General features: G+C 72.5%; 20 protein-coding genes, 1 pseudogene and 1 riboswitch. Of the genes and pseudogenes, 10 read left to right on the top strand and 11 right to left on the bottom strand.

The genetic code is table 11. From position 1 onward, the window contains the following. Window positions 1–37: 37 nt before the first annotated feature. The 4 genes from WFK95_RS12915 to WFK95_RS12900 all read left to right on the top strand — a co-directional run bounded on the left by WFK95_RS12915 (window position 38) and on the right by WFK95_RS12900 (window position 4838). Entirely contained in the window at window positions 38–1543 is a 1506-nt protein-coding gene (locus WFK95_RS12915; protein WP_336670965.1) for a serine/threonine-protein kinase, read from the top strand. Beyond that, window positions 1521–2417 carry a class A beta-lactamase-related serine hydrolase gene (locus tag WFK95_RS12910; protein ID WP_224645273.1) on the top strand — a complete coding sequence of 299 codons (897 nt, stop codon included), beginning with the start codon at window positions 1521–1523 and terminating at the stop codon, window positions 2415–2417. The genes WFK95_RS12915 and WFK95_RS12910 overlap by 23 nt, the downstream gene beginning before the upstream one ends. A gap of 81 nt (window positions 2418–2498) precedes the next feature. Beyond that, a complete protein-coding gene (locus WFK95_RS12905) occupies window positions 2499–3344 on the top strand; it encodes a LuxR C-terminal-related transcriptional regulator (protein ID WP_224645274.1) in 846 nt (281 codons plus the stop codon). Between the two features lie 144 nt (window positions 3345–3488). Continuing rightward, window positions 3489–4838: an MFS transporter gene (locus WFK95_RS12900; RefSeq protein WP_224645389.1), complete on the top strand. Its 1350-nt coding sequence runs from the start codon at window positions 3489–3491 to the stop codon at window positions 4836–4838. 4 nt (window positions 4839–4842) lie between these two features. Here the strand turns inward: WFK95_RS12900 and WFK95_RS12895 are convergent, their stop codons facing one another. The 5 genes from WFK95_RS12895 to thiO all read right to left on the bottom strand — a co-directional run bounded on the left by WFK95_RS12895 (window position 4843) and on the right by thiO (window position 9633). Beyond that, window positions 4843–6198: a TetR/AcrR family transcriptional regulator gene (locus tag WFK95_RS12895; RefSeq protein ID WP_224645275.1), complete on the bottom strand. Its 1356-nt coding sequence runs from the start codon at window positions 6196–6198 to the stop codon at window positions 4843–4845. A gap of 11 nt (window positions 6199–6209) precedes the next feature. Continuing rightward, the gene (locus tag WFK95_RS12890; RefSeq protein ID WP_336670964.1) at window positions 6210–7625 is read right to left on the bottom strand and encodes an ABC1 kinase family protein; all 1416 of its coding nucleotides are present in this window, start codon (window positions 7623–7625) and stop codon (window positions 6210–6212) included. Then, on the bottom strand, window positions 7612–8415 hold the full coding sequence (locus tag WFK95_RS12885) for a thiazole synthase (RefSeq protein WP_224645277.1): 804 nt from the start codon (window positions 8413–8415) through the stop codon (window positions 7612–7614). Before WFK95_RS12885 ends, WFK95_RS12890 begins: the two co-directional genes overlap by 14 nt. Continuing rightward, complete coding sequence (gene thiS, locus WFK95_RS12880; protein ID WP_224645278.1) at window positions 8408–8605, bottom strand: sulfur carrier protein ThiS; 198 nt, start codon at window positions 8603–8605, stop codon at window positions 8408–8410. The genes WFK95_RS12885 and thiS overlap by 8 nt, the downstream gene beginning before the upstream one ends. Beyond that, the gene (gene thiO, locus WFK95_RS12875; RefSeq protein WP_336670963.1) at window positions 8596–9633 is read right to left on the bottom strand and encodes a glycine oxidase ThiO; all 1038 of its coding nucleotides are present in this window, start codon (window positions 9631–9633) and stop codon (window positions 8596–8598) included. The genes thiS and thiO overlap by 10 nt, the downstream gene beginning before the upstream one ends. Beyond that, window positions 9629–9740, bottom strand: a riboswitch (TPP riboswitch). (Overlaps the previous gene by 5 nt.) Window positions 9741–9773: 33 nt before the next feature. On the opposite strand from thiO, the gene thiE reads away from it, so the two are divergent. After that, a complete protein-coding gene (gene thiE / locus WFK95_RS12870) occupies window positions 9774–10439 on the top strand; it encodes a thiamine phosphate synthase (protein WP_336670962.1) in 666 nt (221 codons plus the stop codon). A gap of 9 nt (window positions 10440–10448) precedes the next feature. Here thiE and WFK95_RS12865 read toward each other — a convergent pair whose 3' ends face one another. Continuing rightward, a complete protein-coding gene (locus tag WFK95_RS12865) occupies window positions 10449–10748 on the bottom strand; it encodes a winged helix-turn-helix transcriptional regulator (RefSeq protein ID WP_336670961.1) in 300 nt (99 codons plus the stop codon). Between the two features lie 24 nt (window positions 10749–10772). On the opposite strand from WFK95_RS12865, the gene WFK95_RS12860 reads away from it, so the two are divergent. Further along, complete coding sequence (locus WFK95_RS12860) at window positions 10773–11270, top strand: YybH family protein (protein WP_336670960.1); 498 nt, start codon at window positions 10773–10775, stop codon at window positions 11268–11270. A 49-nt stretch (window positions 11271–11319) separates the two neighbouring features. Here WFK95_RS12860 and WFK95_RS12855 read toward each other — a convergent pair whose 3' ends face one another. Both WFK95_RS12855 and WFK95_RS12850 read right to left on the bottom strand, forming a co-directional pair. After that, a complete protein-coding gene (locus tag WFK95_RS12855) occupies window positions 11320–11445 on the bottom strand; it encodes a hypothetical protein (RefSeq protein WP_255602884.1) in 126 nt (41 codons plus the stop codon). A 6-nt stretch (window positions 11446–11451) separates the two neighbouring features. After that, complete coding sequence (locus WFK95_RS12850; protein ID WP_336670959.1) at window positions 11452–11922, bottom strand: NUDIX domain-containing protein; 471 nt, start codon at window positions 11920–11922, stop codon at window positions 11452–11454. Window positions 11923–12075: 153 nt separating this feature from the next. Here WFK95_RS12850 and WFK95_RS12845 point away from each other — a divergent pair, with 153 nt between their 5' ends. Genes WFK95_RS12845 through WFK95_RS12835 form a run of 3 tightly spaced genes read left to right on the top strand, consistent with a single transcriptional unit; the run spans window position 12076 to window position 16727 of the window. After that, the gene (locus tag WFK95_RS12845; RefSeq protein ID WP_224645284.1) at window positions 12076–13413 is read left to right on the top strand and encodes a hypothetical protein; all 1338 of its coding nucleotides are present in this window, start codon (window positions 12076–12078) and stop codon (window positions 13411–13413) included. Further along, on the top strand, window positions 13410–14390 hold the full coding sequence (locus WFK95_RS12840) for a glutamate ABC transporter substrate-binding protein (protein WP_336670958.1): 981 nt from the start codon (window positions 13410–13412) through the stop codon (window positions 14388–14390). The genes WFK95_RS12845 and WFK95_RS12840 overlap by 4 nt, the downstream gene beginning before the upstream one ends. A gap of 6 nt (window positions 14391–14396) precedes the next feature. Beyond that, complete coding sequence (locus WFK95_RS12835) at window positions 14397–16727, top strand: serine/threonine-protein kinase (RefSeq protein ID WP_336670957.1); 2331 nt, start codon at window positions 14397–14399, stop codon at window positions 16725–16727. Window positions 16728–16831: 104 nt separating this feature from the next. On the opposite strand, the pseudogene WFK95_RS12830 reads toward WFK95_RS12835, so the two are convergent. The 3 genes and pseudogenes from WFK95_RS12830 to WFK95_RS12820 form a co-directional block, all read right to left on the bottom strand. Then, a pseudogene (locus WFK95_RS12830) lies at window positions 16832–17694 on the bottom strand (ABC transporter ATP-binding protein). Further along, the gene (locus WFK95_RS12825) at window positions 17691–18782 is read right to left on the bottom strand and encodes a FecCD family ABC transporter permease (RefSeq protein WP_224645288.1); all 1092 of its coding nucleotides are present in this window, start codon (window positions 18780–18782) and stop codon (window positions 17691–17693) included. The pseudogene WFK95_RS12830 and the gene WFK95_RS12825 overlap by 4 nt, the downstream one beginning before the upstream one ends. Further along, entirely contained in the window at window positions 18779–19879 is a 1101-nt protein-coding gene (locus tag WFK95_RS12820; RefSeq protein WP_224645289.1) for a FecCD family ABC transporter permease, read from the bottom strand. Before WFK95_RS12820 ends, WFK95_RS12825 begins: the two co-directional genes overlap by 4 nt. A 43-nt stretch (window positions 19880–19922) precedes the next feature. On the opposite strand from WFK95_RS12820, the gene WFK95_RS12815 reads away from it, so the two are divergent. Further along, the gene (locus WFK95_RS12815; protein ID WP_336670955.1) at window positions 19923–20849 is read left to right on the top strand and encodes an ABC transporter substrate-binding protein; all 927 of its coding nucleotides are present in this window, start codon (window positions 19923–19925) and stop codon (window positions 20847–20849) included. Window positions 20850–20884: the final 35 nt, after the last annotated feature.

Genomic DNA, 20884 nt, shown 5'->3' with positions numbered 1-20884 from the left:
GACTCGGCCCGACCGGACTCCGCGGAGGGGGCGAGCGATGAGTGGGGACTCGACGAGCGACCGGGCGGGCACGACCTTCGGCCCGTACCGGCTGGTGCGGCTGCTGGGCCGCGGCGGGATGGGCGAGGTGTACCTCGCACACGACACCGTCAAGGGCCGCGACGTGGCGCTCAAGCTGCTGCATGCCGGCGTCGCGCAGGATCCCGGATTCCGCGAGCGCTTCACGAACGAATCGCGGACCGCCGCGCGGCTGTCGGACCCCCACGTCATCCCGATCCACGACTACGGCGACATCGACGGCACCCTCTATCTGGACATGCGCCTCGTCGACGGCAGCAACCTCGCCGAGCTCGTCGCCGCGGGGCCACTGCCGCCCGAGCGGGCCGTCGACCTGGTGACACAGGTCGCCTCCGCACTCGACTCCGCGCATCTACAGGGCCTGGTGCACCGCGACGTGAAGCCCGCCAACGTCCAGGTCACCCCGTCGGGTTTCGCGTACCTCCTCGACTTCGGCCTGGTCGTGGTCGGCGACGCGGACCGGCTCACCTCCGCCGGCCTGTTCGTCGGCTCGCAGGCCTACGCCGCCCCGGAGCGCTTCGACGGTGGCGGCGCCACCCCAACGGGCGACGTCTACTCGCTCGCCTGCGTCCTGTACGAGCTGCTCGTCGGCCGGCCCCCGTTCGCCGCGAGCTCGATCTCCGAGATGATGCGGCACCACCTGCTCTCGGCGCCGCCCCGCGCGGCGGCCGCCGCGCCCCGCCCCGTCCCCGTCGCGCTCGACGCCGTGATCGCCAAGGGCATGGCCAAGCGTCCGGAGGATCGGTATCCCACCTGCGGCTCGCTCGCCCGGGCCGCCACCGCCGCCCTGCAGAGCACGCCGCAGAGCTGGGGCACCACGACGACGGTGCCCTCGGCGCCGCGCGCGGCGGGCCCGCCGTCCGCGCCGTTGCCCACGCAGATCTCGTACCCGCACGGCGGGCCGTCCTCGGGTGGGCAGCCGCGGTACGTCACCCCGAGCTACGCGCCGCCCGCCGCGTACCCGCCCGCCGCGGCAGCGCCGCGACGCAGTCCAATACTGATCCCCGCACTCGCGGTCGGCGCGATCCTGCTGGTCGCGGGCATCGTCGCCGCCGTCGTCCTGCTGGGCGGCGGCGGACCGTCGACGCCCGTCGCGGCGACGACGACCACCGTCGCGCCCACCTCCGAGGCCACCACGACCACGTCACCGTCGGCCACGCCGACGGTGACGAAGGCCGCCCAGCCGCCGAACGTCGAGGTCTGCGTCGGGAGTACGAGCGCGGTCTTCGGCACGGTCGCCGCGGACAGGGGCAGCGGCGTCCCCGGCGAGCCCTACACCTCGTGCGGCTTCGCGAACGTCATCGCGGCCGCCTATCGCGCGCAGTTCACCGCGCCCCAATCCGGATCGGTCTCGGGGGTGAGCCCGAACGCGACGAACCTCGGATCGATCGCCATGTCGTGCACCGGCACGACGAACGTCGTGACGTGCCGGGGAGGGAACAATGCGATCGTCTACATCTACTAGGGCCGCAGCGCTTCTCGCGGTCGCGCTCTGCTCCGCCGCGTGCACGGTCGGCGACGCGGGCTCCACCGCCCCGTCATCGTCCGAGGCGCCGCACGACGCGGCGAGCGCGCGCTCCGGCGCGCCCGTCGGACCGTCGTCGAGCCCCGCACCGCGCGCCGCGGATCCACTGCTGGCGGCGCTGAACCGGGCGGTCGAGCGGATCCCCGGACAGGCGAGCATCGCCGTCGCGGGCGACGGGCGCGTCGTGACCGCCGGGAACGTCACCGGCTTCCCGGCATGGTCGACGTCCAAGGTGCCGCTGGTCATGGCGGCGCTCGAGCGGGCGGAGAAGCCCACCGCCACCGCGGACATGCGTGCCGCGATCACCCACTCGGACAACGCCGCCGCGGAGGCGATCTGGGACTCCCTCGGCCCGCCCGCGAAGGCCGGCCTCGCGGTGCAGCAGGTGCTGCGAGAGGGCGGCGACGCGCAGACCGTGGTGCAGTCCAGCAAGGTGCGCCCCGAGTACTCCGCCTTCGGCCAGACCCTCTGGGAGGACGGCCCCGCCGCGACCTTCGCCGCCCGCCTCCCCTGCTCGCCGTCGGGCCGGATCGCCGCCGGACTCATGCGTGAGGTCGACGCGAACCAGCAGTGGGGCGCGTTCGGTCTGCGCGGCGCGCAGTCGGTGGGTGTGAAGGGCGGCTGGGGCCCCGGCACCGACGGCGCCTACGTGGTCCGGCAGCTGGCCGTCGTGCAGACGCCGCGCGGCTACACCGGGCTCATGCTGTCCGCGCGGCCCGCCGACGGCTCGTTCGCATCCGGCAAGGACGCACTCACCCGGCTCGCGGAGACGGTCCGCGCGCAGCTCGGGGCCCTGCCGGCGGCGCCCTGCTGACGCCGCCCGGCTGTGGTTCCCATCACACGGACGAACCGGTCATGCGATGATGAATCACCCGCTGTGACCCCGGAGAGACCGATGACCGCCAGCACGATCGACGCCGACGTCACCCGGTCCGCCCTGCGAACCATTCGTACGCGCACAGAACTTCCCGTCGCCTTCGTCGGCCTGGTCGATGAGGACCACGTCGTCCTCGGCGGCGGCGTCGGGCTGCGCACCCCCGCGCTCAACGGCCTCCCGGTCGCGCGCGGCGCGGGCCTCGGCGGGCACGTCCTGCGCACCGGCCGCCCCACCGCCGTCGCCGACTACGGCACCGCCGGGATCACCCAGCACTACCACGCCCACGTCCAGGCGGAGGGCCTGCGCTCGATGGTCGCGGTCCCACTCGCGGTGAACGGGGTGGTGCGGGCCGTCTTCTACGCCGCAGACCACAGGCAGTCCACCTTCGGCGATGCGGTCCTGGGCGCCGTCGCGCGCACCGTCCGCGACCTCGCCTACGAGCTCCGCGTGCGCGACGAGGTGGAGCGGCGGATGCAGTTCGCCGAGGCCGCCGCGGCGGAGCGCTCCGCGCTCGGGGGCGTCGACCGGGAGCTCCTGCGCGAGGTCTTCTCCGAGCTCCGCGCCCTCGCCGGGGAGATCACCGACGGTGCCGTGCGGACCCGCCTCGAATCGGCGTGCGGCCGGATCACCGACCTCGGCCGCCCGTCCGGCGGTGCCGCCCGGCCCGAGCGTCCGCTCACCGCCCGCGAGCTGGACGCCCTCGCCCACGTGGCCCTGGGCTGCACGAACGCCGAGGTAGCGCAGCGCCTGTCGATCAGCGCGGAGACCGTCAAGGCATACCTGCGCAGCGCCGGCCAGAAGCTGGGCACGAGCACCCGGTTCGAGGCGGTCACCCGCGCCCGCAGCCTCGGACTCCTGCCGTAGGCCCGGGCACCGTCTACCCCCTTTCGGGGGTATCAGGGGTGTGACCGCGGTCACTACCGTTCGTGGGGTTCACCGACCCGAGGAGCGCACGTGACTGCACCCGAACTCCCCGCCGTCCCGAAAGCCCGGCTCCGCCGGGTGGCGATGGCCAGCTCGATCGGAACCACGATCGAGTTCTACGACTTCTTCATCTACGGCACCGCCGCCGCCCTGGTGTTCCCCACCATCTTCTTCTCGAACATGAGCCCCGGCGTCGCGACGCTGGCCTCGTTCGCCACCTTCGCGGTCGCCTTCTTCGCCCGGCCCGTCGGCGCGATCCTGTTCGGGCACTTCGGCGATCGGATCGGCCGCAAGCGCACCCTGGTGTGGACGCTGCTCATCATGGGCGCCGCGACGGTGATGATCGGCCTGCTGCCCGGTAGCGAGACCGGCGTCTTCGGGCTGTTCCCGAACGGCATCGGCACGCTCGCGCCGGTGCTGCTCGTGGTGATGCGCTTCTTCCAGGGCTTCGCCGTGGGCGGCGAGTGGGCCGGCGCCACGCTGCTCACCGCCGAGTACGCCCCGAAGGGCAAGCGCGGCCTGTACGCGATGTTCCCGCAGCTGGGCCCGTCGTTCGCGTTCTTCCTCTCCAGCGGCACGTTCCTGCTGTTCACGCTGACCGCCGGTGACACCAAGAACGCCGAGAGCGCCTTCATGACGATCGGCTGGCGCGTCCCGTTCCTGCTGTCCGCACTGCTCGTGCTGGTCGGCCTGTGGGTGCGCCTGACCGTGGAGGAGACCCCCGTCTTCACCGAGGTCCGCAAGCGCGCGATGAGCGAGATCAACCGCACCAAGCTGCCCTTCCTGGACGCGATCCGCTTCCAGTGGAAGGAAATCCTCATCGCCGCCGGTGCGCTGGCGTCGCTGTTCTCGCTGTTCTACATGGGCACCGCGTTCCTCACGAACTACGCCACCAAGAACCTGGGCTTCCCACGCACCACGGTGCTGGCGATGGGCATGGCCGGCGCGGTCTTCTTCGGCCTCGCGATCGCCGCGTCGGCGATCTACTCCGACAAGATCGGCCGTCGCAAGGTCATCATGACCTCCTGCGGGCTGGCCGTGGTGTGGTCGCTCGTCCTGTTCCCGATCCTCGACACCAAGAGCCTTCCGATGTACGCCGTCGGGCTGATCGGCACGCTGATCATCTTCGGCATCGCCTACGGCCCGGCCGGTGCCGCACTGCCCGAGATGTTCCACGAACGCTACCGCTACACCGGCGCCGGCCTGGGCTACAACCTCGCGGGCATCTTCGGCGGCGCCATCCCGCCGCTGATCGCCGCGAAGTGGGTGGCGGACGGCAACCAGCTGTGGGTCGGCTTCATGCTGGCCGGGCTCTCCGCGGTGAGCGTGCTCTGCTGCTACCTGATGGCGGAGACCAAGGACCACGACATCGTCGAGTCCACGCCGGCCGACCGCGACGACGCGCGCCCCGGCGAGGACCTCGCCAGCGTCTGACCGATCAGAGCGTACGGGCCCCGCCGAGAAGCAGATTCGTGACCACACGAGCGCTCTCGGCGGGGCTCGTCACGTCGACGTCGCTCACCATCGCCGCCGCGGTGCCGAGCATGTAGCCCAGCCACACCTCCGCGATGTCGCCGATGCCGAGACTCTCGTGCAGCAGGCCCACTGCCAGCGCTCCGCCGAGGATCTCCTCGAATCTCGACGCGGCCTCCCGGTACAGGACCAGGTAGGTGTCGAAGGCCTCGACGTCGACGCCGGGTACCTCCAGCGCGAGGAAGCGGAACTCGTCCAGTCGCTCCGCGATGTCCTGGAGCACATCCCGATTCAGGTCGAACACCGCGGCCTGCAGCGCCTCCACGGTGGCCGCGGGCGGATCGGCCACGACGCGGTCGAGCCGACCGAGGACGGCCTGCCGGTTCCGCTCCACGAGCACCGTCAGCATGTGCCGCTTGCTGTCGAAGTAGTTGTAGAAGGTGCCGTGGCTGACCCCGGCGCGCTCGGTGATCTCGCGGACCCCGACCGCGGCGTAGCCCTTCTCCACGAACTCGGCGATCGCGGCATCGAGCAGCTCGGCGGACCGTCCGGCCACCGGCACCGGCGCGGCGGCGTCGGGCTCCGCGGGCGCCTCTTCGCCCGACGGTGCCAGGGGTGGCAGTGCCGCCCGCGCCTCGCCGGACAGGATCCCGCTCGCCGACATCCGGACCGCGGCGCGCACGTAGTCCCGCCGCCGCTCGGGATCGTCACCGGCGGTCAGCGCCATCACCAGGCCGGGCACACCGAGGGCCGGGAGCAGGCGCCCCAGGTGGACGGTCTCGGTCTCCGGGTGCTCGGTACGGGTCACGATCCACCCGAGCTCGCGGGCGTGGCCGAGCGCGCGCCCCATCATCGAGTCGAAGGTCTGGTAGAGGCCCTGGATCCGGAAGCGGAGCTCCTCGTCGACGGTGCCGGACTGCACCATGACCACCTTGAGGATGTCGGGCCGCGAATCGACCAATCCGAAGAGCCGGCCGGCGACGCCCTCGACCATCTCCTCGGCGGCGGCGAGGTCGCCGCTCGCGGTCACGTCGACGACGCGGTCCGGGGCGATGGCGGTCATCAGCTCGTCGACGCAGCGATCGAAGACGAGGTCGAGGAGCTCGCGCTTGCCCTCGACGTAGCGGTACAGCGTGCCCTGCCCCATGCCGGCGCGCTTGGCGATGTCGGCGACCGAGGCGTGCTCGTAGCCCTGCTCGGCGAAGACGGTGAAGGCGGCGTCCGTCAGCTCCTCGCGGCGCCGCTCGGCGAGGCCGACGGACGGCGGACGGCCGCGGCGCGGCCTGGGGGCCTCCGCGACGCCCGACTCCGTTACCGACATGGTTGAAGATTCTATCGCGGTTCGGCCTCCCGGCGAGTCCGCCACTCTGCGATCTCAACGCCCATCGGCGTCGCGGGCTCCCCCAGTTCCAGGACCTCGCAGGCGATCGCCCGCCACGGCGCGCTCGCCCGGAGCTCGCCGAGCAGCGCCACCGTCGACATGTCGGTGCGCCGACCGAGGGCGTGCTCCGCCTGCAGCATCTGGCCCTCGAACTTGTCGTAGAAGCCGCCGGCCGGGAGCGTCGCGGCGATCACGGCGTCGCGCGCGGTCTTCGGCGTGATGGTCACCGTGCCCTCGCGCAGGTGCCAGCCGACGACGTGGTCGATGTACTCGGCGAGGTCGTCGGCGTCCATGAGGTCCGGGCGGCCGATGAAACCCGCCTGCACGGCGAGGTCGTGCACCCGCTCGGTGTCGCCGCGCAGCAGCGAGGTGAACAGGTCCCGCTCGAAGGCGTGCTCCTCGTCGGTCAGGTGCACCGTCATCCCGAAGTCGACGAATCCGGCGCGGCCGTCGGGCAGCACGAGCACGTTGCCGGGATGGGGGTCTGCGCAGAACCGGCCGGTGCGGTACATCTCGCCGCAGTAGAAGCGGTACACGGCCTCGCCGATCCGGTCCCGCGCCGGCCCGTCCAGGGCGGAGGCGGAGGCGAAGGGCTCGCCCACGAGGAACTCGGTGACCAGGACCCGGCCGGTGCACAGCTCGTCGACGGGCGGCGGGACGACGATGCCGGGGTGTCCGGCGAAGAGGTCGGCGAAGTAGCGGTGGTGGCGCAGCTCGGCGACGAAGTCCAGCTCCGCGAGCACCTGGCGGGCGATCTCCTCGGACAGCGCCGCGGCGTTCGTCGCGGGGATGTACTTGCCCAACACCTTGAGCAGCAGTCGCATGTTCTTCAGGTCCGCCCGGACCATCGCGTCGATCCGCGGGTACTGGATCTTCACCGCCACGGCGCGACCGTCGTCGAGAACGCCGCGGTAGACCTGCCCGATCGACGCCGACGCGATCGGCCCGTCGAGCCGGACGATGCGCCCCCGCCGCTCCCCCAGCTCCCGGTCGAGCACCGTCATCATGGCGGAGTCGGTCCACCGGGGCGCCGACCGGAACAGCGGCTGCAGGCGCTCCGCGAAGGCCTCCCGCGCCGAGCTCCCGGTGATCCCGATGTCGATCACGGCCATCAGTTGGCCCAGCTTCATGGCCGCGCCGCGCATGCCGCCGAGCACCGTCACCAGGTCGTCGGCGAGGGCGAGGAGCGTCGCGTCGCGGGCGTCCCGGGCCGCCCGATCGTCGCGGAACCGTCCGGTGGCCAGAGTGCCCGCCGTCCGGGCGGCGTGGCGCACCGCGACACCGCCGATCTGCGCGCTGCGGCGGATCCGTCCCGACGGTGCCTCCGACGCCCCGTCCGGCAGCCCGCCCCGCTCAGGCCCCGCCACGGGAGCCCGTCGCCGCGGCCATCCGGCCGTCCATCGGGGAGGAGGGCACGGCCCAGCGGCGCTGTGGGATCCGGCCGGCACCGCGGGCGAGCCGGCCGGCCTCCACCGCGAGCCGCATGGCGGTCGCCATCGCCGCCGGATCCGCGGCGCGGGTGACCGCGGACGCGAGAAGCACGGCGTCGCAGCCGAGTTCCATCGCGCGCGCGGCGTCGCTCGCGGTGCCGATCCCGGCGTCCAGGATCACCGGAACGGAGCTCTGCGCCACGATCATCTCGATGTTGTGCGGGTTGAGGATCCCCAGGCCGGTGCCGATCGGCGAGCCGGCGGGCATGACCGCGGCGCACCCGACGTCGGCGAGGCGGCGGGCGAGGATCGGGTCGTCGTTGGTGTAGGGCAGCACCGTGAAGCCGTCGGCCACCAGCTCCTCGGCGGCGTCCACGAGGGCGACCGCGTCGGGCAGCAGGGTCCGCTCGTCGCCGATCACCTCGAGCTTGATCCAATCCGTGTGCAGCGCCTCGCGGGCGAGCCGCGCCGTGAGGACCGCCTCGGCGGCGCCGAGGCAGCCCGCGGTGTTCGGCAGCGGCATGATGCCCAGCTCGCGGATGGTCTCGAGGACGCCGCCGCCCTCGGCCAGGCTGGTGCGCCGCAGCGAGACGGTGGTCAGCTCGGTGCCGGACGCCACGAGGGCGGCCCGCAGATGCTCGAGGTTGGCGCTGCCGCCGGTGCCCGTGATGAGTCGCGAGCCGAACTCCCGGCCGGCGATGACCAGCGGATCGGAGTGCTCAGCCACCCTGGACCGCCGTCAGCACCTCGATGTCGGCGTAGGCCGGCAGCGCCTCGTCCCACCGCGAGCGCGGGTGGACAGCGCCGTTCACCGCGATCGCGACGCCCTTGTCCGGCAGCCCGAGCTGCTCGAGCAGCGTCTGCGCGGACGTCCCGTCGAGCACCTGCCGGTCGTCACCGTTCACCGTCAGCTCCATGCCTGCACCTCCTGCTTCAGAACCATATCCGCCGCTCGCGCCCCGGTCACCGGGGCGAGCAGCAATCCGTTGCGGCCGTGCCCCGTCGCCGCGAAGACGCGGCCACCGAGCGGCGCGATCACCGGGACGTTGCCCGCCGTCGTCGGCCGCAGCCCGGCCGCGACCTCCACGAACTCGTACTCGCGGAGGAAGGGCAGCACGGCGAAGGCGTCGTCCAGCAGCTCCACCACGGGACCGACCCGCACGCCGAGGTCGCGGTCGTTCTCGTACTGCGTCGCGCCGACGACCACGCCGTCGGCGCGGGGCACCACGTACACCTGCCGGCCGCGGACCCGGGCGCGCACCGTCACCGTCGGGGGCGGCAGGCAGGTGGGGCCGCGCCGCAGCCGCACCACCTCGCCCTTGACCGGCCGCACGCCCAGCCCCGGCGCGAGCGCGGCGGAATCCGCACCCGCGCAGACGATCACGGCGTCACCCGGGAGGCCGTCGAGCGCCGCGGCACCGTCGACCTCCTCGGCGCGGAAGGCCACGCCCTCCGCCGCGCACGCCGCGCGGAGTGCCCGGTGCAGTAGGCGGTTGTCGACCGAGATCTCGTCGGGCGCGGTCGCGGCGGCCCGGATCCGCGGCGCCGCACCGGGAACGGCGCGGGCGGCGGCCGACGGACGCAGCGGCGCGAATACCGCGGGATCGCCGACGGCATCGGCGACGGTCTGCAGGTCCGCGGCGTCGCCCTCGTCGACGGCGAGGTGCACGGTGCCGCGGGAGGTGACAAGCGGACCGTCGGCGTAGGGCTGCAGGTCGCGCGCGAATCCCTCCCACAGGCCCAGGGATTCGACCCCGAGCCGGTACAGCTCCTCCTCGCCGGGCCATGCCTCCGAGTACGGGGCGATCATGCCGCCCGCCACCCACGAGGCGCCCGAGCCGGGCCGGGGATCGACGACGGTGACGGTGCTCCCGCGCCGCGCCAGCGTCCAGGCGACGGTGAGGCCGACGGCGCCTCCGCCCACGACGGTCACAGTCTTCTTCACACCTATGGATCCTTCCTTCGCCGGCATTACCCGGATCAGGTCTGACGGTCAGGGGCGCGACGTGCCCCACTCTCAGCCCCGCGGCGGGAGCTCCCGTGTGTACGTGACCCAGCCTACTCCGCCGGGCCTACGCTGGGGCCATGATCTCCCCCCGCGAGCGGCTCACCTCCGCCTCCCTGTACCTGTGCACCGACGCCCGCCGCGAGCGCGGCGACCTGGCCGAGTTCGTCGCCGCGGCGCTGCGTGGCGGCGTCGACATCGTGCAGCTGCGCGACAAGGGCTCGGCGGGCGAGCGGGAGTTCGGAGCGATCGAGGCCGCGCAGGAGATCGAGATCGTCGCGCAGCTGCGGGAGATCGCGCACGCGCACGGCGCGCTGGTCGCGGTGAACGACCGCGCCGACGTCGCGTTCGCGGCCCGGGCCGACGTGCTTCACCTCGGCCAGGACGACCTGCCGGTGCCCGTCGCCCGGGAGATCGTCGGGCCGGACGTCGTGATCGGGCGGTCCACGCACGACGGTGCCCAGGCCCTCGCGGCCGCCGCCGAGGAGGGCGTCGACTACTTCTGCACCGGCCCGTGCTGGCCCACGCCCACCAAGCCGGGTCGCTACGCGCCGGGGCTGCCGCTGGTCCGCGAGACCGCCGCGGCCGCACCCACGCGGAAGTGGTTCGCGATCGGCGGCATCGACCTGGCCCGCGTTCCCGAGGTGACCGCCGCCGGCGCGGATGCCATCGTCGTCGTCCGCGCCATCACCGCCGCCGAGGATCCCGAGTCCGCCGCCCGCGCCCTCAAGGCCGCCCTCGGATAGCCGCACGGTTCACGGACCGCGGTGCAGCTCCTGAAGTCGGGTTCCCGTCCGGTAGAGCTCGATCAGTAGGGGCCGCAGAGTGCGTCCCGCCTCGGTGAGCGAGTACGTCACGCGATTCGGGTAGCCGCGATGGGCGATCCGATCGACGATGCCGCGGTCGACCAGTGCGGCCAGGCGCTCGGCGAGCACCTTGTCGGAGAGGTCGGGAAGCGCCGCTTTCAGGCCGCCGAAGGTGAGCTCGCCGCGGCTCAGTTCCCGCAGGAGGAGCGTCGTCCACTTCCCCGCGATCGCTGCCAGCGCGGTTTCCACCGGGCAGTCGTCCGAGGGCGCGCTGTGGTTTCCCGCACCGTCCGGGACGAGATCGTCGACCACTGCCGCACTCACCGTTTGGTGAGCCACGGAAACGGCTGCCAGCGTGTGCTCATGGACCACACAGCCCACGCTATCGAGCTGACCACCGAGCCGCATCTGCATCCGGACGTCTTCGCCGCGGCCTTCAACTCCGGCGATCCGGCGGCTTTGGAGCGGGTGTACGAGCCGAGTGCGGTCTTCATCCCGCGCGAAGACACCGCGGTCACCGGTGACGAACGGCGGTCCGCGAACACCGCTCTGCAGTCGCTCGGCGTCCCGATCCGCATTGCGGTGAAACAGGTGCACGTGTTCGACGACGCACTCGCGCTGCTGATCGTCGACTGGCAGATCGTCGGACGAACCGCCGCAGGAGACGACGTCGACGTCCGCGGCACGGCGACCGATGTGGCTCGACGCGGGCGGGACGGGCGGTGGAGGTACGTCATCGACAACCCGTTCGGTGTGGCCGAACGTACGTGACGTCGCCTACCGCCTGCCATCGACGGCGCTTGCACGAGCCGTGTGGGCATCAGTGCCGGCGGGGCGAACGCGGCCGCTCGCCGCGGCGACGCGAGCGCGGTGGGACGAGGAAGATCAGCACGACCGCGGTGACGACGAGGACCAGCAGCAGCGCCCACAGCGCTACCCCGTACACGGACGGTCAGTCCTCGGCGAGGGCGCGGACCTGGACCTGCAGGTCCGGCCAGGCGGCGGCGAAGGCGGGGTGCAGCTTGCGGTCGGTCACCGAACCCAGCGAGACCCACTCCAGCGCCGTGGACTCCTCGTTGGGCACGAGGTCCCGCGGCTCGACGAGACGGGCGAGCACCGTCGTATAGGTCCAGCCGACCTGCGAGCGGGCGGTGACCACCTCGGAGAGCACCTCGAGCGACGTGGGCGGGAGGCCCGTCTCCTCGAAGGCCTCGCGGAGGGCGGCGGCGGCGGCGGACTCGTGCGAGTCGCGCGCTCCGCCGGGCAGCGCCCAGGTTCCGCCCTGGTGGCTCCACCACGCGCGGTGCTGCAGTAACACCCGGCTCTCGTCCGGCGACAGAGCCAACAGACCCGCGGCGCCGAACCGGCCCCAGAACCGGGAGCCGTCCGGGTCGCGGACCCAGCCGTTCCCGTCACCCAACACGACACCCACCGTAGCGGACGAAGGGGCCACTCGGGGCGCACACAATGCGCGTCATCCCGTCTTCGGGAGGGGGTCGCGCGATAGGGTCGAAGGCACGAAGTTCGCAGTGGCCCGACCCCGGCCGAAGGGTGGCTCTCAGGGAAGGAGCAGACGGTGACAGCCCAGGCGTCGAAGAATCGGCAGCTGTCGTCCCTGCGCCTCCGATCCTTCCCGGAATCCTCGGTATTCGCGGAACTGCGGGAGTTCTTCACCTCCAGCCCGGGCAAGCTCGTCTCCATGGCGCTCGTGCTCATCACGATGTGCTTGTTCGCCGGCTGGTTCACCTCCGCGGCGCAGCTCTCCCGCACCGAGGTGCTGCAGCAGAACCTGGCCGACTACGAGCCCCGCGCGCACGCGGCGCAGGTGCTCTACAGCTCGCTGTCGGCGGCCAACGAGTCCGCCAACGCCGCCTTCGTCGCGGGCGGCCTCCCGTCCGACGAGATCCAGGGCAGCTACAGCGTCGCCCTCGCCACGGCGGGGAAGGCGCTCATCACCTCCGCGACGAGCCTTCCCGCCGACGACGGTCGCGCCCACGACAACCTCGACACCATCGCGATGAACCTGCCCGTGTACACCGGGTTGGTCGAGACGGCGCGCACGAACAACCGGCTCGACAACTCGGTGGCGGCCGCCTATCTGGCGACCGCGTCCACCCTGATGCAGGACACCCTGCTGCCCGCGGCGGAGAGCTTCTACCGCGAGGAGACCGAGAACCTGCGCCGCACGCACGATCAGTTCGCCTCGCCGCCATGGGCGATCTACGGGGTGCTCGGCATCGCGCTGGCGTCGGTGCTGCTCACCCACCAGTATCTCGCGCGGCGCACGCAGCGCCGGGTCAACCGGGGCCTGGTCGTCGCGGCCGCGGCGCTGACGATCGCGATGACCTGGGTGGTGGTCGCGGGCTTCACCTCGTCGACCTACTCCCTGCGCGCCGAGCAGCGCGGGACCGCCGCGGTCGACGCGCTCTCGCAGGCCCGCACCCTGACGCAGAAGGCCCGATCCATGGAGACGATGGGGCTGGTGCAGCGCGGCGCCGGCCGCGGCGTGCCCGCGTCGGCGTTCGCCGAGACGCTGCAGAGCGCGGAGAAGGACCTCGAGTCCGTCGGCGACTCCGACCCGCAGATCGCCGCCGCGGTCGAGGCGGCGCGGGCCGACGCGCAGCGCTGGGTCACCGCGCACCAGCAGATCGCCGCGCGCGAGGCGACGGGCGACTACCTGGGTGCGACGCGGCTGGCCATCGGCACCGACCCCGGCTCCGCGGCCGTCGCCTACCGCTCCCTCGACGGGCACCTCACGGCGGCGATCGACCGGGCCCGCACCCTGTACCGCGACAACGTCAACACCGCCCGCTTCGCGATCGCCTTCTCCGGCCCGGGCGCGTTCATCCTCTGCGTGCTCGCGGCCGCCGGGGTCGCCGCGGGCTTCTACCCCCGAGTCAGGGAGTACCGATGATGCGCCGCACACTGCAGGGGATCGCCCTCGCGCTGACCGTCGCGCTGGCGTCGACGGGCTGCGTCGTCGCCGCCCCCGAGGCCCCCGGCGACGCGGTGACCGGCGTCGTCCAGCCGGTGCCCGGCTCCGGCTCCCTCGTCCCGACCGACGCGCCTATCCCGTCGGAGGTGTCGATGTGCACAGCCACGCCGTCCCCGTCGGGCCTGCCCGCGCCGGGGCAGATGGTGCCGGGCACGACGATGGCCGACATCCAGGACCGCGGCCGCCTCGTGGTGGGCATCGACATCGGGTCGAACCTGCTCTCCTTCCGCGACCCCATCACGGGCGAGATCAAGGGCTTCGACGCCGACGTCGCGCACCAGATCGCCGCCGCGATCTTCGGCGACCCCGACCGCATCCACTTCCGGATCCTCTCCACCGCCGAGCGGCAGAAGGCGCTCGAGGAGGGCACCGTCGACGTGGTGGTCAAGACGATGTCGGCCACCTGCGAGCGGGCGAAGTCGGTGGCCTTCTCCGCCACCTACTTCATCGCGCAGCAGCGCATCCTCGCGCCGCGGGGCGCGCCGATCAACACCGTCGGCGACCTCTCCGGCCGGCGGGTGTGCGAGGTGCGGGGCACCACCTCGCTCGACCGGGTGCGCCGGCTGGTGCCGAGCGCCTCCGTCGTCGCGGTGGACTCCTGGTCGGACTGCCTCGTGATGCTGCAGCAGTCGCAGGTGGACGCGATCTCCACCGACGACGCGATCCTCGCCGGGCTCGAGGACCAGGACCCGAACCTCACCATCACCGGGCCGTCGATGGGGCTCGAGTATTACGCGGTCGGCGTCGGGAAGAACCGGACCGACCTCGTGCGTTTCATCAATGGGGTGCTGCTGCGGATGGCCTTCGACGGGACGTGGATGCGCCTGTACAACCAGTGGTTCGCGCCGTCGCTCGGCCAGGTCTGGTCGGCGCCGGCGGCGAGGTACGAGGGGTGATGCACGATGACTGACGACGTCGAGGAACACACGCAGGCCCAGGCCGTCTCCTTCGACGACGACGAGGAGCCCGAGCAGGGCACCGTCGGCGCGCCGATGGTGGACCTGTTCGACGACACCGAGCCGCCGCCCGTCGGCACCCAGGTGACGACGGTGCCGCCGCCCGCCCCCGCCGTGGCGACCGAGGCCACGCCGCGGTTCGGCAACGGTCCCGTGCGGACCGCGAGCACCACCCGTGTCGCGGCGCGGCGGCGCGTGGGCGGCGGCCTCGTCGAGATCCCTCGGATCACCGAGGTCGACCCGTCGGAGGCGATCCGCACCAACCCGATCATCGCGGAGGGCAAGCGGTACTGCTGGAACTGCCGCAAGCCCGTCGGCCGCGCGCACGACGGCGAGCCCGGCCAGCTCATCGGCTCGTGCCCGCACTGCGGCGCCCGGTTCTCCTTCGAGCCGGCGCTGAAGCCCGGCGACATCGTCGCCGACCAGTACGAGATCAAGGGCGCGATCGCGCACGGCGGCATGGGCTGGATCTACCTGGCCACCGACCTCAACGTGGTGGACCGGCCCGTGGTGCTCAAGGGCCTGCTCAACTCGGGCGACGCCCAGGCGCAGGCCGTCGCCGTCTCGGAGCGACGGTTCCTCGCCGAGATGACGCACCCGTCCATCGTCAAGATCTACAACTTCGTCGAGCACCCCGATCCGGACGGCACCCAGATCGGCTACATCGTCATGGAGTACGTCCCGGGGAAGACGGTCAAGGACATCCTCGCCGAGGCCGCGGACGACGCCGACGCGGGCGCCAAGGTGGAGGTCGAGCAGGCGATCGCCTACATCCTCGAGGTGCTGCCCGCCCTCGGCTACCTGCACAGCCTGGGCCTGGCCTACAACGACCTCAAGCCCGACAACATCATGATCAGCGAGGAGGACGTCAAGCTCATCGACCTGGGCGCCGTCGCCCCGCTCGGCGGCTACGGATACATCTACGGCACACCGGGTTTCCAGGCGCCGGAGATCGCGAAGACGGGGCCGTCGGTGGCCTCGGACGTCTACACGGTGGGCCGCACCCTCGCGGTCCTGGTCGCCAAGGTGCCGATGGAGGGGGGCCGGTACGTCGACGGTCTGCCCTCCCCCACCGAGGACGACACGCTCGCGAAGTACAACTCGCTGTACCGGCTGCTGGTGAAGGCCACGGCGGAGGACCCGGACGAACGCTTCTCCTCGGCGGCGGAGCTCACCGATCAGTTGCTCGGCGTGCTCCGGGAGTGCCTGTCCACCAAGTCCGGTGAGCCGCGTCCCGGCCTCTCAGTGGTCTTCACGCCGCAGCGCTCCACCTTCGGCGTCGAGCTGATGCTGCGGGCGGTCGATCCCGACCCGGAGGTCCACGACGACCGGCTGCGGGCACCGGAAGTCCTGGCGGCGCTGCCGATCCCGATCGCGAACCCGGCCGACCCCGCGGCCGGCGTACTCGCGCTGACCATGCGCAGCGACCCCACGCAGATCCTCGACTCGCTCGCCGAGCTGCGGGAGGCGATGGCGGGCACCGTCGAGATCGATCTCGCGGAGGCCCGCGCGCACCTGGAGCTGGGCGAGGTGGACGCGGCGACGACGCTGCTCGACTCGCTCGCCTCGCGCGAGCCGCACCGCTGGCAGGTGACCTGGTACCGCGCCGAGACGGCCCTCATGCAGGGCGACTACGCGGCCGCCTACGACTACTTCGAGACGGTGACCGACCAGGCGCCCGGCGAGGCGGCCCCCAAGCTGGCCGCCGCCGTGGCCGCCGAGTTCTGCTACGTCTCCGGCGAATCCGACCCCGAGGGCTGGCTGGACCGGGCGCGATGCCGGTACGAGAACGTGTGGCGCACCGACCGCGGCATCATCTCGGCGGCGTTCGGCGCCGCCCGGATGAGGCGCGCGGCGGGCGACATCGTGGGCACCGTCGAGATCCTCGACCAGGTGCCGTCGACCAGCCGGCACTATCACAACGCGCTGTGCTCGTCTGTGGTCGCGCTGGTGCACGGCCGCGACCTGGCCGACGTCACGGAGGCGCAGCTGCACGAGGCGGCGCGGCGCGTGCGAACCCTGCCCAAGTCCGAGTTCCGCCGGCTGCAGCTGCGCGCCCTGGTCCTCGGCGTGGCCCTCGGCTGGGTGCAACACCGCAACCAGCACGGCCGGCTGGACGGCACCCGCACCCTGCTCGACCACGCGCTCACGGAGCGCGGCCTGCGCAAGGCGACGGAGAAGTCGCTGCGCGACATCGCGGCGCTCGCCGAACGCAAGCGGCAGCGGCACGCACTGGTCGACCTGGCGAACGCGATCCGCCCGCGCACCTTGTTCTGAGGCGCGCCCGCTCGCTGCGCTCGCGCGCTCCCTAGCGGGGCGGCCACCTCCCTATGTCCATGAACATGGGGAATGCACGGCGCGCGAGGGCGATTCACGTCCCGCTAGGGAAGGCGCCCCGACGGTGCCGGGCGCCCCGCTACGCCTCGCCGGTGCGGCGGGTGCCGATCGGCACGATGCAGGGCCGGCCGGGAGCGACGGGATCGTCGATCACCTTGGAGTGGAGTCCGAAGGTCTCGCGGAGCATCTCCTCGCTGATGACGTCCGCCGGCGCGCCCTGGGCGACCACGGCACCGTCCTTCATGGCGATGATGTTGTCGCTGTACCGGATGGCGAGGTTCAGGTCGTGCAGCACCATGACGACGGTCCGCCCCTGGCTGCTGAGCTCGTCGACGAGGTCCAGCACGTCGAGGGCGTGCGAGAGGTCGAGGTAGGTGGTGGGCTCGTCGAGGAGCAGCAGGTCGGTGCCCTGCGCGAGGGTCATGGAGATCCACACCCGCTGCCGCTGGCCGCCGGAGAGGGAGTCGACGGCGCGATCCGCGAGGTCGCGGACGCCGGTCTGCTCGAGCGCGGCGTCGACCACCTCTGCGTCGTCGGAGCTCCACTGCCGCAGCCAGGACTGGTGCGGGTGCCGGCCGCGGGCGACGAGGTCGCCGACGGTGAGCCCCTCGGGCGCGAGGGGGCTCTGCGGCAGCAGGCCCATGGTGGTGGCGATCTGCTTCGACTTGAGCTTGGCGATGTCGTTCCCGTCGAGCACCACGTGCCCGGACGAGGGCTTGATCAGCCGGGCCAGGGTGCGCAGCAGCGTCGACTTGCCGCAGCCGTTGGGGCCGATGATCGTGGTGACCACGCCGGACGGGATGTCGAGGTCCAGGTCGTCGAGGACCGTCACCTGCCCGTAGCCGGAGGTGACCTTGCGGGCGCCGAGGCGCGACGGTGCCGTCGTCGCGGTTTCTGTGGTGGTCACTTGGCCCCCTTGAGGTTCTGGCGGACGAGGAGATAGACGAGGAACGGGCCGCCCACGGCGGCGGTGATGATGCCCACGGGCAGCGCGACGGAGAACATCGTGCGGGCGGCGAGGTCGGCGCACGACAGCAGCGCCGCGCCCATGAGCGCCGACGGGATCAGCGGCGGCGTGGGCAGTCGGGTCAGGCGCATCGCCAACTGCGGCGAGACGAAAGCGATGAAGCCGATCGGGCCGGCTGCGGCGACGCCCGCGGAGGCGAGCAGCACGGACGCGATGAGCAGCACTGCGCGGTTGCGGCCCAGGCGGACGCCGAGGCCGAGCGCCACGTCGTCGCCGAGCTGGACGGCGCGCAGCGGGAAGGCTGCGGCGAGCGCCAGCAGAGCGGCGGGCAGGCCGAGGCCGAGCGCGGTCCACACGTCCGACCAGTCGCGGCTCTCGAGCGAGCCGACGAGCCAGGTCTGCGCGCGCGCCACGTCGCGGATGTCGGCGCGCACCAGCATCCAGTCGACGAGCGCGCGCATGAGGAAGGTGATCGCGATGCCGACGAGGATGAGCCGCATACCGTCGACGCCGCCCCGGACGGCGAGGAGGTAGACCAACCCGCCGGTCAGCAGGCCGCCGGTGACCGCGACGACGGGGAGCCCGAAGTCGGTGTTGAGGGTGGCGGCGAGGGTGCCGGTGGAGGTGACCAGGAAGACCGCGGCCACGCCGGCGCCGGCGGTCACGCCGAGGATGTCGGGGCTGGCCAGCGGGTTCCGCGCGATCGACTGGACGATGGCGCCGGACATGCCGAGGGCCGCGCCGACGAGGAGCCCGACGAGCGCCCGCGGCATGCGCAGCTCCATGACGATGAAGTGCGTCGTCGAATCGCCGGTGCCGGTCAGCGCCTGCAGGACCTCGCCGAAGGTCATCGGAAAGGCACCGAGGCGGATACTCGCGCAGAAGGCGACGAACGCCACCAGGGCGAGGGCCAGAGTGACGGCGACGGGCCAGGGCCGCCACACGAAGGAGACGACGTTCCCGAACCGCAGGCCGGGCCGGATCGGCGGCTTCTTCTGCTCGTCGACCGTGTCGAGGGTGGTGCTCATACCTTGACCGCCTTCCGCCACCAGACGAGAGCCACGAAGAAGGGCGCGCCGAAGAGCGCCACGACGATGCCGACCTCGAGCTCGCCCGGCCGGGCGACCACGCGGCCCACGATGTCGGCCGCCAGCAGCAGCCAGGCGCCCATCAGCGCCGAGTAGGGCAGCAGCCAGCGGTAGTCGGGGCCGGTGAAGTAGCGCACGATGTGCGGCACCATCAGCCCGAGGAAGGAGATGCTGCCGCAGGCGGCGGTCGCGCCGCCGACGAGCAGGGTCACGGCGCCGATGCCGACGGTGCGCGCCAGGCCGATGTTCAGGCCCAGGCCCTTCGCGACGTCGTCGCCCATGTTGAGCAGGTTGACCGCAGGGCCGTTGGCCAGGGCGAGGAGCAGCCCGACGGCGATGAACGGCACGACCACGAGGATGACGTCGTAGCCGCGGCCGACGACGGCGCCGGCGTTCCAGAACCGGAGGGTGTCGAGCGAGGCGTTGTCGCTGAGCGCGATCGCCGAGGTCATCGAGCTGAGGAACATCGCGACGCCCATGCCGGCCAGCACCAGGGTCAGCGGCGAGCCGACGCCGCGCCCCAGGCTGGAGAGCCCGAAGACGAGGATCGCGGTGAGCGCGGTGCCGAGGAAGGCGAACCACACGTACTGGATCGGCTGGGTGAGGCCGCCGATGAACGTCGCGCAGACGACGGCGAAGGCGGCGCCCTGCGTGAGACCGAGGAAGCCGGGATCGGCGACGGGGTTGCGGGTGTGCCCCTGGATCAACGCGCCCGCGAGCGCCAGCGCCGCGCCGGCGATGAGCGCCAGCAGGGTGCGGGGCACGCGCAGCGTCTGGATGATGATCGCCGCCTGGTTCAGCTCGGGGTCCGCGGGGTTCGGCCCCGTGGTGTAGCGGTGCCACAGGCCGTCCCACACGAGCGACGGCGCGAGGCTCCGGGAACCGATCGCCAGCGAGGCGATCACCGTCACCACCAGCAGCACGAGCAGCAGGATCAGCCCGAACAGACGGCGCTTGCGCCGGGCGGCGCCGGAGGTCGCCTCCGGCCGCGCGGGCGTGCCCCCGGCGGGGGCCTCCTCAGTCGCAGATAGGGTCACAACCGTAATGATAGGCTGCCCTTCATTCCAAGGAAGGGGCGGTATGCGTCTGGTCTCGGCAATGCTCGCGGTCCTGCTCTCGCTCGCCCTCGCGGCGTGCGGGTCGGGGGTCGACCCGAGCTCGACGAGCGAGGCGCCGGCCGCGCCCCAGCGGGTCGCCTCGCTGGGCCTGGGCGACGTGGACACGCTCCTCGCGCTCGGCGTGTTGCCCGTGATCGTCGCGCCGTGGGCGCAGGACGCCAAGGAACCGGTCGGTGAGTGGGCGAAGCCGCTGCTGCAGGGCAAGAACCCGCAGATGCTGCTGGGCACCGGCACGCAGATGGACACCAAGGCCATCGAGACGCTCGCCGCCTCGAAGCCCGACGTGATCGTCGCCGTGAACTCCGGTTTCGACGACGCCACGTTCTCCCGGCTCGAGGCGATCGCGCCCGTGATCCGGCGGCCCGCGCAGTTCGCCGCGTGGGGCGTGCCCTGGGAGGACCAGGTCCGCGCCATCGCCGGCGGCGTCGGCCGCGCGGCGCAGGGCGATGCGTTGATCACCAAGACGCAGGACACGATCCGCCGCACCCAGGAGCAGCACCCGCAGTACCGGGGAAAGACGGCGGCCACCGTCCTGCCCAAGTCCGACGGGGGCTTCTACGCCTACGCCACCACCGACGGCCGCGGGCAGGTGCTCACCATGCTCGGCTTCGCGCTGCCCGAGACCGTCTCCTCACTGATCCCCACCGGCAAGTTCTTCGCCGAGATCTCCGCGGAGCGGGTGAGCGTCCTCGACCTCGACGCGCTCGTCTACCTGGACTACGGCACCAAGGTCGAGGAGGACACCGCCTTCCGCGCCCTCGCCGTCAGCCGCGAGAACCGGGTCACCACCATCGACCGCACCATCGGGAACGCCATGTCGATGCCCAACCCGGTGACCATCGAGTGGGTGCTGCAGCAGCTGCCGCCGCGGCTTCCCGCCTTCGCCTGACCGCCACCGTCGGGCGGGTCAGCGACCCGACGAGT

This window comes from Tsukamurella sp. USMM236 (assembly GCF_037148755.1).
Taxonomy (GTDB): domain Bacteria; phylum Actinomycetota; class Actinomycetes; order Mycobacteriales; family Mycobacteriaceae; genus Tsukamurella.
This window is presented reverse-complemented; position numbering and strand designations above follow the sequence as displayed.

Coding starts and splice junctions, on each gene's coding strand:
- WFK95_RS12915 (WP_336670965.1), top strand. CDS start 38: ATGAGTGGGGACTCGACGAGCGACCGGGCGGGCACGACCTTCGGCCCG.
- WFK95_RS12910 (WP_224645273.1), top strand. CDS start 1,521: ATGCGATCGTCTACATCTACTAGGGCCGCAGCGCTTCTCGCGGTCGCG.
- WFK95_RS12905 (WP_224645274.1), top strand. CDS start 2,499: ATGACCGCCAGCACGATCGACGCCGACGTCACCCGGTCCGCCCTGCGA.
- WFK95_RS12900 (WP_224645389.1), top strand. CDS start 3,489: ATGGCCAGCTCGATCGGAACCACGATCGAGTTCTACGACTTCTTCATC.
- WFK95_RS12895 (WP_224645275.1), bottom strand. CDS start 6,198: ATGTCGGTAACGGAGTCGGGCGTCGCGGAGGCCCCCAGGCCGCGCCGC.
- thiS (WP_224645278.1), bottom strand. CDS start 8,605: ATGGAGCTGACGGTGAACGGTGACGACCGGCAGGTGCTCGACGGGACG.
- thiE (WP_336670962.1), top strand. CDS start 9,774: ATGATCTCCCCCCGCGAGCGGCTCACCTCCGCCTCCCTGTACCTGTGC.
- WFK95_RS12840 (WP_336670958.1), top strand. CDS start 13,410: ATGATGCGCCGCACACTGCAGGGGATCGCCCTCGCGCTGACCGTCGCG.
- WFK95_RS12835 (WP_336670957.1), top strand. CDS start 14,397: ATGACTGACGACGTCGAGGAACACACGCAGGCCCAGGCCGTCTCCTTC.
- WFK95_RS12825 (WP_224645288.1), bottom strand. CDS start 18,782: ATGAGCACCACCCTCGACACGGTCGACGAGCAGAAGAAGCCGCCGATC.
- WFK95_RS12815 (WP_336670955.1), top strand. CDS start 19,923: ATGCGTCTGGTCTCGGCAATGCTCGCGGTCCTGCTCTCGCTCGCCCTC.